Origin of the sequence: Pseudomonas sp. GCEP-101 (assembly GCF_025133575.1) — a bacterium.
Lineage (GTDB): Bacteria > Pseudomonadota > Gammaproteobacteria > Pseudomonadales > Pseudomonadaceae > Pseudomonas > Pseudomonas nitroreducens_B.
The window spans coordinates 3,736,321-3,751,140 of the sequence record NZ_CP104011.1 but is presented as its reverse complement, the minus strand read 5'-3'; the positions used below and the strand labels follow the sequence as shown (position 1 = coordinate 3,751,140).

12 protein-coding genes are annotated in these 14,820 nt (G+C 66.7%); 5 read left to right on the top strand and 7 right to left on the bottom strand.

Going from position 1 to position 14,820, the window contains the following annotated elements:
* The first annotated feature begins 42 nt into the window (after positions 1 to 42).
* The gene (locus tag N0B71_RS17220) at positions 43 to 411 is read left to right on the top strand and encodes a hypothetical protein (protein WP_259753864.1); all 369 of its coding nucleotides are present in this window, start codon (positions 43 to 45) and stop codon (positions 409 to 411) included.
* A 469-nt stretch (positions 412 to 880) separates the two neighbouring features.
* Here N0B71_RS17220 and cheR read toward each other — a convergent pair whose 3' ends face one another.
* Positions 881 to 1,702 carry a protein-glutamate O-methyltransferase CheR gene (gene cheR / locus N0B71_RS17215; RefSeq protein WP_259753863.1) on the bottom strand — a complete coding sequence of 274 codons (822 nt, stop codon included), beginning with the start codon at positions 1,700 to 1,702 and terminating at the stop codon, positions 881 to 883.
* 121 nt (positions 1,703 to 1,823) lie between these two features.
* Positions 1,824 to 2,762 (bottom strand): chemotaxis protein CheV, encoded by a 939-nt coding sequence (locus N0B71_RS17210; RefSeq protein ID WP_259753861.1) that lies wholly within the window; start codon positions 2,760 to 2,762, stop codon positions 1,824 to 1,826.
* A gap of 137 nt (positions 2,763 to 2,899) precedes the next feature.
* Between N0B71_RS17210 and flgA the strand changes: the two genes are divergently transcribed.
* From flgA to N0B71_RS17190, 4 genes are all read left to right on the top strand, one after another.
* On the top strand, positions 2,900 to 3,589 hold the full coding sequence (flgA, locus tag N0B71_RS17205; protein ID WP_259759601.1) for a flagellar basal body P-ring formation chaperone FlgA: 690 nt from the start codon (positions 2,900 to 2,902) through the stop codon (positions 3,587 to 3,589).
* 142 nt (positions 3,590 to 3,731) lie between these two features.
* Positions 3,732 to 4,046: a flagellar biosynthesis anti-sigma factor FlgM gene (gene flgM / locus N0B71_RS17200; RefSeq protein WP_259753860.1), complete on the top strand. Its 315-nt coding sequence runs from the start codon at positions 3,732 to 3,734 to the stop codon at positions 4,044 to 4,046.
* A 43-nt stretch (positions 4,047 to 4,089) separates the two neighbouring features.
* The gene (locus N0B71_RS17195) at positions 4,090 to 4,551 is read left to right on the top strand and encodes a flagella synthesis protein FlgN (protein WP_259753859.1); all 462 of its coding nucleotides are present in this window, start codon (positions 4,090 to 4,092) and stop codon (positions 4,549 to 4,551) included.
* 95 nt (positions 4,552 to 4,646) lie between these two features.
* Complete coding sequence (locus N0B71_RS17190) at positions 4,647 to 5,396, top strand: flagellar brake protein (protein WP_259753858.1); 750 nt, start codon at positions 4,647 to 4,649, stop codon at positions 5,394 to 5,396.
* A gap of 43 nt (positions 5,397 to 5,439) precedes the next feature.
* Here N0B71_RS17190 and N0B71_RS17185 read toward each other — a convergent pair whose 3' ends face one another.
* The 5 genes from N0B71_RS17185 to pvdQ form a co-directional block, all read right to left on the bottom strand.
* Entirely contained in the window at positions 5,440 to 6,780 is a 1,341-nt protein-coding gene (locus tag N0B71_RS17185) for an MFS transporter (protein ID WP_259753857.1), read from the bottom strand.
* 256 nt (positions 6,781 to 7,036) lie between these two features.
* Complete coding sequence (locus N0B71_RS17180; protein ID WP_259759599.1) at positions 7,037 to 8,275, bottom strand: glutamine synthetase family protein; 1,239 nt, start codon at positions 8,273 to 8,275, stop codon at positions 7,037 to 7,039.
* A 918-nt stretch (positions 8,276 to 9,193) separates the two neighbouring features.
* A complete protein-coding gene (locus N0B71_RS17175) occupies positions 9,194 to 10,807 on the bottom strand; it encodes an inorganic phosphate transporter (protein WP_259753856.1) in 1,614 nt (537 codons plus the stop codon).
* A 185-nt stretch (positions 10,808 to 10,992) separates the two neighbouring features.
* Positions 10,993 to 11,910 (bottom strand): polyphosphate kinase 2, encoded by a 918-nt coding sequence (ppk2, locus tag N0B71_RS17170; protein ID WP_259753855.1) that lies wholly within the window; start codon positions 11,908 to 11,910, stop codon positions 10,993 to 10,995.
* Between the two features lie 201 nt (positions 11,911 to 12,111).
* Entirely contained in the window at positions 12,112 to 14,391 is a 2,280-nt protein-coding gene (gene pvdQ, locus N0B71_RS17165) for a bifunctional acylase PvdQ (RefSeq protein WP_259753853.1), read from the bottom strand.
* Between the last annotated feature and the right edge of the window lie 429 nt (positions 14,392 to 14,820).

Genomic DNA, 14,820 nt, shown 5'->3' with positions numbered 1-14,820 from the left:
CCGTTACTCTTGCACGCATCACCCCGTGGCGGACGAACACCGATGAGCGACAGCGATCGCGACTATTACTGGGAGCAGGTCAGGCAGCAGCACCGGCAGAAGCCGCCCGAGGAGCCGAAGCGCTCCTGGCGGATGCTGGTCAAGCCCTTGTTGTGGTTGCTCATACCGCTGCTGCTGCTCGCCGCCGGCACCGGGTTATGGCGCAACCCGGCCAGCCATGCCTGGCTGCAGGAGCGCTGGGTGCTGCTGCAGGCGCGCCTGGGCATGGCCCCGGGCGGTACACCGTCGGCGCCGGTGGCCTCGCCCTACAGCGACAGCCCGCGCACGCTGGCCGAGTGCATCAAGCCGGGCAACGTAATCGATGACGAGGTGCGCGCCTGCGTGAAGGGCTATCGGCCGAAGACCTGGTGACAGGGCATCGTCGGCCCTGCCGACGGATCGCGGGCATGGCCCGCTCCTACAGGGTTCGCGCAGGATTACGGCCGAGTAACCGAAGAAGACAGTGGCTCCCACCTGGATAGTCCTATGCAAGGCTTGCCCTCTCCCCCCGCCCTCTCCCTAAAGGGAGAGGGAGCTATCCGTGGCCGCTGAAAGGCTCGGATTCAGCCGGTACCGAACCAGTCTCCTCTCCCTTCGGAGCGAGGCGCGCAGCCAGGGTTAGGGAGAGGGACTATCCGTGCCAGTTGATGCCTCGGGTTCAGTTGGCACCGAGCCAGTCCCCTCTCCCTTCAGGGAGAGGGTTAGGGAGAGGGAGCGGGGCACGCGGATGTTCAGAAGGAGACGGGGGCATCTACCAGCGCCAAGCTGGGCGTAGGAGCGGACGTCGTCTGCGATCGGATCGGACACCTCTGCGAACTCCGCCCGATCCGCCACGGCCTCATCACTTGGCCTTGTAAATGATCCCCGGGCTGCACTGGACCATCTGGTAATGGTCGGGCAGCGCGTTGAGCGCTTCGGAAGCGCCCAGGAACAGGTAGCCGCCCGGCTTGAGGGTGGCATGGATGCGCAGGAGGATGTCGCGCTTCACCTCGGCCGAGAAGTAGATCAGCACGTTGCGGCAGAACACCATGTCGAACTTGCCCAGCGTGGCGTAGCTGTCCAGCAGGTTCAGCGCGCGGAACTCCACACGGCTCTTGATCGCCGGCTTCACCGTCCAGCGTCCCGGCGTCTTCTGGTCGAAGTAGCGCGCCAGGCGCTCCTGCGACAGGCCGCGGCCGATCGCCAGGCTGTCGTATTCGCCGGCCTTGCAGGCGGTAAGCATGGAGCCGGAGAGGTCGGTGGCGACGATCTGCACGCCGGCCTTCAGCTGGCCGAGGTTGGTGCGTTCGAATTCATCGATGGCCATCGACAGCGAATACGGCTCCTGACCCGAGGAACAGGCCGCGGACCAGATGCGCAGGCGTTGCCCCGGCGAGGCCTTGATCATCTCCGGCAGCACGCGGTTCTTCAGCACCTCGAAGGGATAGGTATCCCGAAACCACAGGGTCTCGTTGGTGGTCATCGCATCGACCACCTGTTCGCGCAGCTGGCTGCGCATCTGGATCTTCTGCACCAGCTCGCCCAGGGACTTGATGCCCTGCTGCTCCATCAACTTGTTCAAGCGGCTGGAGACCAGGTACTGCTTGTTGGCGCCCAGGAGGATGCCGCAGGTCTTCTCCAGGAAATCCCGGAACAGCTCGAATTCAGAATTGGTGGATGTCACAGATAAGCCTCTTTGCTCGTGACAGCTGTCAGTGCTACGACGACAGCGGTCTGACCGGTGTTCAAAAAAACCTTAGACGATGCGGGCGACACCGGCGCCGCCCGCACCTCATCACAACGGCTCAGGCCGTCGCGCCATCCACTGCCTTGATGCGGTCCGACACACGGGCCGCCAGGTCATCAGGGCGGAACTTGGCGAGGAAGTCGTCAGCGCCGACCTTCTTCACCATGGCCTGGTTGAACACCCCGGACAGCGAAGTATGCAGGAGAATGTGCAGATCCTGCATGCGCGGGTCGTGACGGATTTCCGCCGTGAGGGTGTAGCCATCCATCTCCGGCATCTCGATATCCGAGATGACCATCAGCAGATCGCTGCCCGGGTGCCCGCCGGCTTCGACCATCTGGTGCAGGTAATCCAGCGCCTGGCGGCCGTCGTTGAGCGCCAGCACTTCCACGCCGACGGTCTCCAGGCAACGCACCAGCTGCTTGCGCGCCACCGAGGAGTCGTCCACCACCAGCACGCGCTTGCTCACCGCGCGGGCCTGGGTCTCGGCATCCAGCACGCCATCGGAGATGTCCTCCGAGGTCGGCGCCACTTCGGCGAGGATCTTCTCCACGTCGATGATTTCCACCAGCTGGTTGTCCACCCGCGTCACCGCCGTCAGGTAGTGATCGCGGCCGGTGCCCTTGGGTGGCGGATGGATCGACTCCCAGTTCATGTTGACGATGCGCTCCACCGAGTGCACCAGGAAGCCCTGCACCTTGGTGTTGTACTCGGTGATGATCACGAAGCTGTTGGCGATGTCCCGCAGGGCGTGCCGCCCCGTGGCCAGCGCCAGATCGAGGATCGGAATGGTGCCGCCGCGGATGTTCGCCACCCCGCGCACCACCTGGCTGGACTTGGGCATCACGGTCAGGCGGGGGCACTGCAGCACCTCCTTCACCTTGAACACGTTGATCCCGTACAGCTGGCTGCCGTTCAAGCGAAACAGCAGCAGTTCGAGACGATTCTGGCCAACCAGCTGCGTACGCTGGTTGACCGAATCCATGACTCCGGCCATTGAGCCTCCTGTGCACGCAACGCCGCCCCGACTCACGAAGACGGCATGACCATTGCTAGGATCGTTGCATGAAACAGGCAACGACATTTTTCCGACAGCCCAGACTCGCGCGCACCCTGGTGGCGGCGCTGCTCGGCATGACGGGTGCGCTGACCCTCTCCCCGGCTGGGGCGGAAGGCTTCACCGCGCCTGAGATCCTTATCGGCTCCACCCAGGGCTTTCTTGAGTTCAAGGTGGAAGATTATCTGCAGACCTCGGGCATAGACGCACGCTACGAGATCGAAGTCGCACGCATCGACCCCAGGCTGCGCCTGGCGGAGTGCGACAAGGACCTGACACAGAAGCTGGAAAGCCCGGCGCAGCCCGTTGGTCGGGTCACCGTGCGGGTGCTCTGCGAGGGCAGCTCGCCGTGGACGGTGTTCGTGCCGGCGACGGTCAGGCTGTTCCGTCAAGTTGTCGTCACCACCCTGCCGCTGCAACGCAACCACGTCATCGAGCCGGGCGACATCAGCGTGGTCGAGCGCGACGTCGGCCAGCTCAGCCAGGGCTTTCTGACCGACCCCAACCAGGTGGTCGGGATGAAACTCAAGCGCCCGACCGTCAACGACCAGGTGCTGGCGCCGGTGTTCCTCGAACAGGCGGCGGCGGTGCGCAAGGGCGACCAGGTGGTGATCCGCGCCAAGACCAGTGCGATCAACGTGTTCATGCCCGGCGAGGCGCTTTCCGACGGGGTGCCCGGCGAGCAGATCCGCGTGCGCAACCTGCGCTCGCAGCGTATCGTGAGGGCTCGTGTGGTCGAGCCGGGGACGGTGGAAGTCAGCCTGTAGCTCTCCGACTCCGGCCTTTTCTGGCATGATGGACGCAGCCCTCTGCAAAATGTGCGCGGGTGCACGAAAATTCGGCCTAAAGTTTCTCTCAAGGCGGCCGAAAAGCTTGGCAAGCGTCCAATACCTCCAGAGGTTTCCCACCATGGTCATCGACTTCAACCGGCTGAACCCGGCCTCTACGACAGCCAGCACTGGCCGTAGCAGTGCTGCCCAGAGCGGTCGCAGCGAAGCCGCCGCCGAGAATGCCTCCGTCAACGCCCCGGCCAAGAGCGGCGAACCGGTACAGCTCAGCGATACGGCACAGCAGCTGCAGAAAGTAAGCGATCAACTGAAGGACCAGCCCGTGGTCGACAACGAGAAAGTGGCTCGCCTCAAGGCGGCCATCGCTGACGGCAGCTACCAGGTCGACAGCCAGAAAGTCGCCAGCAAGCTGCTCGATTTCGAATCCCAGCGCTGAGTCCAGTCAGCGCCGGGTCAACCGCTAGAACGCCGAGCCGAAGATGTCCGATGCCCTGCTTTCCCTGATCACCGGCGACATCGAAGCAGCCAGCCAGCTGCTGCAGCTGATCGACGACGAGTACCAGGCGCTGCAAGCGCGTGATCTGGACCAGTTGCAGAAGCTGCTCGACAGCAAGCTGCCGCTGCTGCAACAGCTCGAGCAGAACGGCCGCATCCGCACCCAGGCACTGCAGCAGGCCGGGGTCAGCGCCGACAGCGAGGGCCTCGCGCAGATCGCCCAGGCCACCGGCAATGCCGCGCTGACCGAGCGCGCGCAGGAACTTGGCGCGCTGCTCGAGCGCTGCCAGGAAGCCAACCAGCGCAACGGCCGCATCATCCGCTCCGGCCAGGCCAGCACCGAGCGCACGCTCGACATCCTGCGCGGCCAGGACACCCCGCGCCTGTATGACCGCTACGGCGGCTCGACCCAGGGCAACCGCCAGCGTCCGCTCAGCCAGGCCTGACCTCCTCTGGCCTGAAGGCCCGCCCTAGGGCAGAATGCCACTATCGGCCCTGCCCGTGCACGACACATAACAAACACAATGGAGACCTGCGGACCGTGTCCAATCTGTTCGCCGAGGAAAATGGCCCTCAACCACCGAAGGTGTTGAAAGCTCCGGTGGAGATCCACGCCAGCCTGAAAATGCTGATGGACAGTCACGATCCCCTGGTGATCACCTTCGAAGGCCGAGGCCAGCGCTTCCAGAGCTTCGTCGTCGAGATCAACCGCGAGCGCAACATCGTCGCCCTCGACGAGCTCATCCCCAACGATGGCGAACGCTTCCTGCAGAACGGCGAGCAATTTCGCATCGAGGCCTTCCATGAAGGCGTGCGCATCGCCTGGGAAAGCACCCAGAACGCCTTCTTCTCCGAGATCGACGGCGCCCGCTGCTACTGGCTGCCGGTGCCCGCCGAGATGCTCTACCACCAGCGCCGCAACGCCTTCCGCGCCCCCGTGGGCCAGGGCCAGCCGGTGGCGGTGGAAATCGGCGGGAGCAAGCTGAAGTCGCCACTCAAGGGCAGCCTGATCGACATCTCCGCCACCGGCTGCAAGATCCGCCTGGAAGGCAATGCCGCCGAGCGCCTGCAACCCGGCCAGGTCTATGAGGAATTCACCGCGCGCCTGCCCTTCGGCGCCCTGACCATGGCCGTCGAACTGCGCCACGTGCATTTCGAGGAGAAGGTCGGCTACAGCTTCGCCGGCATGCGTTTTCACCAGATGAGCGGCCTGGCCCAGCGCAACATCGAGCGCTTCGTCTACCAGTTGCAGCGCGAAGCCCGGCGCTTCGAGAAGGACGAGCTGTTCTAGCCCGTCCCGGGCGGCACGCGCTTGCCGCCCTTCCCTTGCCGCCTCACGCGGGCCGGCTTTCTTCCTCTGCTTCCGCTTCCGACTCGGTCACCGGCGCGCTGGTGTCGTTGCGGGTCATCTGCTCCTTCACCGCCGCTTCGTCGACGCGCGGGTCGAGGGCGGCAGACAGCGGCGAGGATGCCAGGCTGTCCGGCGTGGCGACATGCTTGACCGGCGCCTCGTCGACCCGGTGCACGCCGCTGACCTTCTCCGGCTGCACGCGCCAGATGAGAATCAAGGAGCAGGCGCAGACGAAGGCATAGAGCATGTTGCTGCCGAACACCTTCATCAGCGCGCCGGCCGCCAGCGGGCCGACGCAGGCGCCGACGCCGAAGGTCACCAGCAGCATGGCGGTCAGGGACACACGGCGCTCGCCCTCGACGTGGTCGTTGGAGAACGCCACCGCCAACGGGTAGAGGGTGAACTGCACGAGGCAGACCAGGAAGCCCATCGGCAACAGCAGCGCCAGGCTCAGCGGCGGCACCGGCAGCAACGGCAGCGCGGCCAGCGGCAGGGCCACCAGCAACAGCAGGATGGCTGCATTGCGGATCAGCACGGCACGGTCGATGCGGTCCGACAGCCAACCCAGCGGCCACTGCACCAGCAGGCCGGCGAAGATGCAGCCGCCCATGAACAGGCCGATCTCCTCGGTGCTCAGGCCCTGGTCCACCGCGTAGAGCGGCGCCAGGCCGTAGAACGAGCCGACCACCAGCCCGGACACCAGCACCGTGGTCAGCGACTGCGGCACCCGCTTGATGAAGAAGCGGGGCTCCAGCGGCGCCGGACGCAGCGGCGCAGGGTGGACCTTGTGGGTGATCGCCACCGGGATCAGCGACAGGGCGAAGCACAGCGCAATCAGCATCGGCAGCTCCGGCCCCAGCCCCGGATGCACCACCAGCACCAACTGGCCGAGCACCAGCCCCAGGTACGACGCGACCATGTAGCCGGCGAACACCAGGCCGCGCTGGCGCGCCTCGGCCTGCTCGTTGAGCCAGCTTTCGATGACCATGTACTGGCACATCATCCCCAGGCCGATGGCGGTCCGCAGCACCAGCCAGAAGCCCAGCCAGGGCAACAGGCCGATGCCCAGCACGGCGGCGGTCACCAACCCGCCACAGGCAACATAGGCACGGATATGGCCGACGCGGGCGATCAGCCGGTGGCCGATCTTGCCGCCCAGCACCAGGCCCAGGTAGTAGGCGGCCATCATGGCGCCGATCCACAGCCCGTCGACCTTCTCCGCGCCCAGGCGCAACGCGAGGTAGGTACTGAGCAGACCGGAACCGGTCAGGAGCATGACGGCGGCGAAGTACAGAGCGCGGAAGGCAGTGACGATCCGAAGCATTGGACCTCCTGGTCCAGGACAACCCCGGTACGTGGCCGGGCAGCGGAAAGCGGGACTTGCGCTCACACCTTAGAGGCTGCCACTCGGCGCGTCGAGAGGCCTGCCGGGCCTGGAACGGCGGGCGTCGCGCGCGCTGGCGGAGGGCGTTTGCTCCGATGCCTGCCCGATGAACGAGGATGGCCTGAAGATCGCCAGAAGATGGCTGCCGATCACAGCGGCGGCGAATTCTCCGCCACTGTGTCAGCGCGCCCGCGCATCAGGCCTGTGCAGCCAGGACGCGGCGTTCCCACGGGGTGATCTCGTCGAAGAAGCTGGTCAGCTCCAGGGACTTGGTGGCGCTGTAGCCGTCGATGAACTCGTTGCCGAACACCTCGCGGGCCAGCTCGCTGCGCTGCAGCCGCTGCAACGCATCGTACATCGTGCAGGGCAGCAGCAGCTCCGGCGGCACCTCGAATTCGCCCTGGATCGGCGCGGTGGGTTCCAGCGCGCGCTCGATGCCATGCAGGCCGGCCGCAAGACTCGCGGCAATCGCCAGGTAGGGGTTGGCGTCGGCGCCCGGCAGGCGGTTCTCCACCCGGCGAGCCACCGGCGCGCTGGCCGGAATGCGCAGGCCGGCGGCGCGGTTGTCGTGGGACCAGCAGGCGTTGTTCGGCGAGGCGTAGGGGTGGCACAAACGCTGGAAGGAGTTCACGTTCGGCGCGAACAGCAGGGTGAAGTCCGCCAGGCACGCCTGCAGGCCGCCGATGAAGTGGCGGAAGGCCGGCGTGGCCTCGCCCTGGGCGTCGCTGAAGATATTCCGCCCTTCGCCATCGACGATGCTCTGGTGGATGTGCATCGAACTGCCCGGCGTGTGCGCCAGCGGCTTGGCCATGCACACCACGATCAGCCCGTGCTTGAGCGCGACTTCCTTGAGCAAATGCTTGAAGAGGAAGGTCTGGTCCGCCAGCAGCACCGGATCGCCGTGCAGGAAGTTGATCTCGAACTGGGTGGTGCCCATCTCGTGCATGAAGGTGTCGCGCTCCAGCCCCACCGCCTCCATGCAGCGGTAGACATCCTGGAAGAACGGGCGCAGGCCGTTGTTGGACGACACGCTGAACGCGCAATGGCCGATCTCGCGGCGGCCATCGAGGCCGACCGGCGCCTGGAAGGCCTCCAGCGGATCGGGGTTGGGCGCGAACACGAAGAACTCCAGCTCGGTCGCCACCACCGGGCTCCAGCCGCGTTCGGCGTAGCGCGCGACCACCTGCTTGAGCAGGCCGCGGGTAGACAGCCCGGAGGGTTTGCCGTCGAGCTCCAGCGCGTCGCAGATGGCGAAGGCGCGGGGTTCGTCGCTCCACGGCAAGCGATGGATCTGGGTCGGCTCGGCGACCAGCGCGAGATCGCCGTCGTCGCTGCCGTAATACTTCGCCGGCGGGTAGCCGCCCATGATGCACTGCAGCAGCACGCCGCGCGCCAGTTGCAGCCGGCGCCCGGTGAGGAAGCCCTCGCCGGTCATCACCTTGCCACGCGGCACCCCGTTGAGGTCGGGGGTGACGCACTCGATCTCTTCCACTCCAGCCAGGCGTTCGGCGAGTGGGGTTCCAGGATCGTTACTCATGACGTCTTATCCTTGTTTTCGTGTCCCTGTCACAGGACGCCGCGCGAGGCGCGCGAGCCCGTACAAAATACGCACCACGCGTTCGATATTTCAAGCGGGGTGGTAGGAAACGAGGAGCCTGCGGGTAGGAACGCGCGACGTGCGGGAATCGCGGGCAGGGGCCGCTGCCGCCGATGGCGTCATGCCTCCGGGGTTCCGGCCAGCGTGTCCCGCCGGGGGGATTTCGCGGACAAGGTCCGCTCCTACGTGGAAACTACTGCGCAGAAGCTCCCTCTCCCTTCGGAGCGGGGCGCGTAGCCAGGGCTAGGGAGAGGGAACATCGCCGGCACGGGGGGCAGATAAAGACAGATGCTCCTACGGAGAGCATTCCTACCCACTTTAGCTCTCAACGGATTTCCAGAAAAGTCTCCGCGCACTCCGAAACGCCCCATTCAGGAGGCCGAGTGGAGTCGGAGTTTCAGGGGTTGAGCGGCATGGATGCCGCGAGAGCTGCGATGGGCCAGGGATGGCCCGTCGTGGCGTGCCCCTGAAACTTCGATGAAGCGAGGGAACCCCGGCGAAGCCGGGGCCGGATGCTGGGGCAAGACCTTTGCCTTCTTTGGGTCGTTTGCCAAAGAAGGTCGCCCGAGGGGGCGAAACACAGAATTCGCGGGCACGCCGAAGCGGCGCAGAATCACTCAAGGCAACGCATCAGACCTGCAATACCGGAGCGACAGAAAGCGCCGGCCCTGCCGGCGGATCGCGGGCATGGCCCGCTCCTACAGGGGCATGGAAAACGCCACTCGGGGAGCGGCGTTTTCAGTGCATCACCCGCGTTCAGAACAGGTGGGTGAACAGCCAGTACAACGACGCGGAGAGCACGATGGCCGCCGGCAGGGTCAGCACCCAGGCCATCAGCAGGTTGCGGATGGTGCGCATCTGCAGCCCCGAGCCGTTGGCCGCCATGGTGCCGGCCACGCCGGAGGACAGCACGTGGGTCGTCGACACCGGCAGGCCATACAGGTCCGCCGCGCCGATGGTCATCATCGCCACCAGTTCCGCCGAGGCGCCCTGCGCGTAGGTCAGGTGGGTCTTGCCGATCTTCTCGCCAACGGTCACCACGATGCGCTTCCAGCCAACCATGGTGCCAAGGCCCAGGGCGATGGCCACGGCGACCTTCACCCACAGCGGGATGAAGCGGGTCGATTCGTCGATCCTGCCCTTGAACGCGGCCAGTTTGCCGCTGGTATCGGCGTCGAAATTGCCAACCTTGTCCTTGTCCATCAGGCGGATCGCCTCGCTGGTCAGGTACATGTCGTTGCGCACGTTGCCCATGGCCTCGGCCGGCACGCGGGCGAGGCTGCCGTAACCCTTCACCTCCGCGCCGATGGCACCGGTCAGCGCCGCCAGCGACGGGATCAGCTCCGGCGTGGCCACCTTGGTGCGCACGTATTCTGACAGCACCGCGCGCGGGTCGGCCGGGGCCGGCTGCGGTGCGGCGCGCACCAGCGCCTGCTGGGTGACCTCGGCGATGGCGACGAACTGCACGGTCTGGTCCGCCGGCATGGTGCGGTTCAGCGCATAGGCCATCGGCAGGGTCCCGACCAGGATCAGCATGATCAGGCCCATGCCCTTCTGCCCGTCGTTGGAGCCATGGGCGAAGGACACGCCGGTGCAGGTCAGGATCAGCAGGCCGCGGATCCACCAGGGCGGCGGCGTCTTGCCCTTGGGCGCCTTGTACAGCGCGCGGTTCCTCACCAGCAGGCGCAGCGCCAGCAGCAGGAGCGCGGCGCAGACGAAGCCGATCAACGGCGAGAGCAGCAGCGAGTAGCCGACCTTGGTCGCCTGCGCCCAGTCCACGCCGCTGGTGCCGTCGCGGCCGTGCATCAGCGCGTTGGCCACGCCCACGCCGATGATCGAGCCGATCAGGGTGTGCGAGGACGACGCCGGCAGGCCCAGCCACCAGGTGCCGAGGTTCCACAGGATGGCGGCGATCAGCAGGGCGAAGACCATGGCGAAGCCGGCGGACGAGCCGACCTGCAGGATCAGCTCCACCGGCAGCAGCGCGATGATGCCGAAGGCCACCGCGCCGCTGGACAGCAGCACGCCGAGGAAGTTGAAGCAGCCCGACCAGACGACCGCGAAGTGCGGCGGCAGCGAGTGGGTATAGATGACGGTGGCCACGGCGTTGGCGGTGTCGTGGAAGCCGTTGACGAACTCGAAGCCCAGGGCGATGAACAGGGCGACCCCCAGCAGCAGGAACGGCGTCCAGGTGGTCACCACGGTGGTGACGTCATCGACGTCGCGCACCAGGCTCCAGGCCGAGAACAGCAGGCCGACGGCGAGCACGGCGAAGAACAGGAAGGCGGTGATGCGGCCGGGCTTGTGTTCCAGATGGGGCCGCTCGTCGACGACGGGAAGGTCGCCGGCGGCCAGGGTATCGGTGGTCATGCTGGGAGTCCGCTGAGTGGATGTCCCGGTCATGATCGGCGGGGAATGTTACAAGTTATGTCTCTGCGAAATGACAGCCCGCACGAAGGCAAACTGGGCGTAGGAGCGGACTCCGTCCGCGATCGGGTCCGCTTCGCGCCGATGCCATCGCGGACGGAGTCCGCTCCTACGCGGTGTGCAAGCCCTCAGTAGATTTCCGGCACCACGATCTCCCGCGGCGTCGGCGTGCGTGTGTAGTCCTCGTGCCGCTGGCGCTGGGGCAGGACCACCACCGGGTGCTCGACGTCCTCGTAGGGGATCAGCCCCAGCAGGTGGCTGATGCAGTTGAGCCGCGCGCGCTTCTTGTCGTCGGCCTGCACTACCCACCAGGGCGCCTCGGGGATGTGGGTGCGTTCGAGCATGATTTCCTTGGCCTTGGTGTAGGCCTCCCAGCGCCGCCGCGATTCCAGGTCCATGGGGCTGAGTTTCCACTGCTTGAGCGGGTCGTGGATGCGGCTGAGGAAGCGCAGGTGCTGCTCGTCGTCGGAGATGGAGAACCAGTACTTGATCAACTGAATGCCCGAGCGCGCCAGCATGCGCTCGAACTCCGGCACGCTGCGGAAGAACTCCTCGTACTGGTCGTCCGAGCAGAAGCCCATCACCCGCTCGACGCCGGCGCGGTTGTACCAGCTGCGGTCGAACAGGACGATCTCCCCCGCCGCCGGCAGGTGCGAGACGTAACGCTGGAAGTACCACTGGGTCTGCTCGCGGTCGTTCGGCGCGGGCAGCGCGGCGACCCGGCAGACGCGCGGATTGAGGCGCTGGGTGATGCGCTTGATCACCCCGCCCTTGCCCGCCGCGTCGCGGCCTTCGAAGAGGATCACCACCTTGTGGCCGGTCTTCACCACCCAGCTCTGCAGCTTCACCAGCTCGCCCTGCAGGCGGAACAGTTCGCTGAAGTAGCGACGGCGGGCGAGCTTCTCCTCGTCGACGTCGGCGTGCTCGTCGAACAGCTCGTCCAGGTTGCGCACGTCTTCCAGCAGTTCCAGCTCCAGCTCTTCGTCGCTGTGGTCGAGCAGTTCGCGGTGGATGCGGCGGATCACGGATTCTTGGGTGAGGGGCATGGCGGCGGCCTTCGCGCAGGGGGCTTGGCCGCCAGACTAGGGGCGCTGGGTGTCAGGCTGGTGACAGCGGCCGGCTGACCTGTAGGAGCGAGCTTGCTCGCGAACGGTGCTCCCCGGTGACTCGGAGTTGAGCGGTTCGCGAGCAAGGACTAGGCGTCCCCCTCGGTCCTACGAAAAGCATGCCCGCCGTAAATGCACGCGTTACTGCTCGCGCAACTCCATCACCTTCAGCTGCGGATCGGCCTTGATCTCTTCCTCGGTGAACTGCAACTCCGGCCATTGCTGTTTGGCGAACAGCTCGGTCTGGTCTCGATGGTGCGGCGAGCCCGGATCGCTGGATTGCGAAAACGCCAGCAGCCCGCGCGCCTTGGGCCCCTCGGCGGTGAAGTCCACCAGCTGGATGTAGCTGCTGCCGCTGAGCACGCGGTAGTGATCGCCCTGCCACTCCGAGGTGATGGCGTTGTACACGCCCTCGTTGCCGGTGCCGCCGGGGATACCCAGGGGGTTGGCCGCGTCGCCGGTCAGTTGCAGCTCGCCCCACGTCTCGTCCGCGCGGATACGGCGCCCGTCGATCTCCTGCGCGGCTGCCAGCAACGCGTGTTGCGCCTGCTGGCGAACCGCCGGGTTGTCCAGGGCGATGCCCGAGGGCGTGGCCAGCGGCAGCTTGGGATCGAAGGGCAGGCGCCAGCCGCCATCGATCGTCAGGAAGCGCGTGACGAAGGCCTGGAAGTAGGCGAAGCCGGGATTGCTGTCGAGGTTGACGTGGCGGTCCCATGCCCCCAGCGCGGCGCAGGCCGTCTCGGCGCCCGCCGGGGCCGGCTTGCACAACTGCAGCAGGTCGTCGAGCAGCAGGTCGGCCACATAGACGCGGTTGTCGGTGACCATCTTCTGCAGGTCGTCCGGCCCGATCTTGTCGTCGCCCTTCAGGCGCTCCAGGGCGAAGCGAGCACGCGCACCGACCGGTACCGAATCACGGCTCACCAGCGGCGAGAAGCCGGTCAGCGGCTGCGCCGGGTTGCTCAGCCAGGCGCTGTCGTTGGAGTTCTGCACGAAGTCCTCGCGAACCAGCGCCGGCATCTGTTCCGGCGGCATCAGCCCGGCATGCCGGGCCCCCGGCGCGCTCGACCAGTTGCAGGCGCGGCGTCCGCCCTCCAGCACCGGCAGGCCCTGCTGCTGGTACTCGGCGATGGCGCAGTCGGCCAACTGCTGCGGGCTCAGGTGCGGCACCACGGACTGGTTGAGGTAGAGCACCTTGCCCTCGGCGCTGGTGGCCAGGGTGTTGACCCAGGGAATGCCCTGCACGCGCTCGATGCTGCCGCGCAGTTCATCCAGGCTGCGCGCGTGATCGATGGCGTACCACTGCTGCAGCACGCGGTCGTTGCCCAGGTTGGCGTCGCGCACGGCGAAGGCCTGGCTGGCGCTCCAGGGGAACTTGCCCGGCACGCTCAGCAGCGGGCCGTATTCGGACTCGTACAGCGTATGGCTGCGCGTGCCGACGCGACCATTGGGCTCGAGCACGCGAACGCGCAGGGTGACTTCCTTCAGCGGCCGCGACTGGCCATCGACACGGTAGCGGCGCGGGTCCTGCGGGTCGAGGTCTAGGCGGTACAGGGTGAAGTGGCTGGAGGTATCCACCGTGTGGCTCCAGGCCAAGTCCTTGCTGAAACCGATGTTCACCAGCGGCATGCCCGGCAGGGAGGCGCCCATCACGTCGAGCTGGCCGGGGATGGTCAGGTGCATCTGGTAGAAGCGCAGCGCGCCGGACCAGGGAAAGTGCGGGTTGGCCAGCAGCAGGCCGTTACCGTCGGCCGAACGCTCGCTGCCCACGGCGACGGCGTTGCTGCCGTGGGCCTGGTGGAAGTTCTCGCGGCGCGCCATCGCTGCCAGCACCTCGCCGTCGCTGACCACCGAGGACGTCGCCTGCCCGGGCGGCGTAGCGGCGATCATCGCCTCGGCGAACTGCCCGGCGCCGGCCTGCACCAGCAGGCGGCGGGTCAGGCGCAGCAGGTCGTCGGCCTCCAGCGGGCGCAGCCAGGCCTTGCCCGCGCACTGCGTGCCGGCGGCCTGGGTATCCCACAGCCAGCGGTTGAAACCGGCCGCGTAGCCGTCGAGCAGGTCGCGGATCGGCTGCGGCTGGGCGCTGCGCAGTCGGCGCAGGGATTCGTTGTCGTTGAGCCAGGTGTAGAAGAAGTCCGACGGCAGGTTGCCGATACCGGCGGAGGACGTGCCGTCCACGCCGAAATAGCGCGAGCGCTCGCCCCGTGCCGTGAGGACTTCCTCGGCCAGCAGGCAGGCGTTGTCGCGGGCGTAGGCGTAGCCGATACCGTAGCCCAGGCCCAATTCGTCGCGGGCCTGGATGTGCGGGATGCCATAGCGGGTCCAGCGGATCTGCGCTTCAAGCGCGGCGCCATGGGCCAGCGCGGGCAGTCCGGCAGCCAGCAGGCTGCCGGCCACGGTGGCCAGTCGGAAGGTCTTGCTCATCGATTCCCTCAATGCTCGGATGACGGCCGGATGCCCGGCCAGGGGCACGCGGCCGCGCCGCTCGCGCGGTGCCGGTGCACGGGGTGGATGGCGGCTCACGCCAGCCAATGCAGTGCGCTGGAACTCATCGCGCCGCGCCTTCCGAGGCACGCGCGCAGGCAGGTTGGGCAGGACATTGGGTTCTCCTTTTCTTGTTGGGCGCCTCACGAAAATGGCGATGCGCCTCTTGAGGGGAACGGATGGGGAGCGCGCGAAATTAACCCGTACGCGATGGCAATCAGCCACATCGCAAGGCTCTATCTCGCGGCTTTCAACCGCTCCAGAGGCGCCGCGGGCGGTTCGACTTCATCACACCGGGAGGGTTCCGGAGCGCTGCCCGGCCGTGCCTGCCCACGCGCGAAAAAATGGAAGAACGCGCCAGCGCTGCCA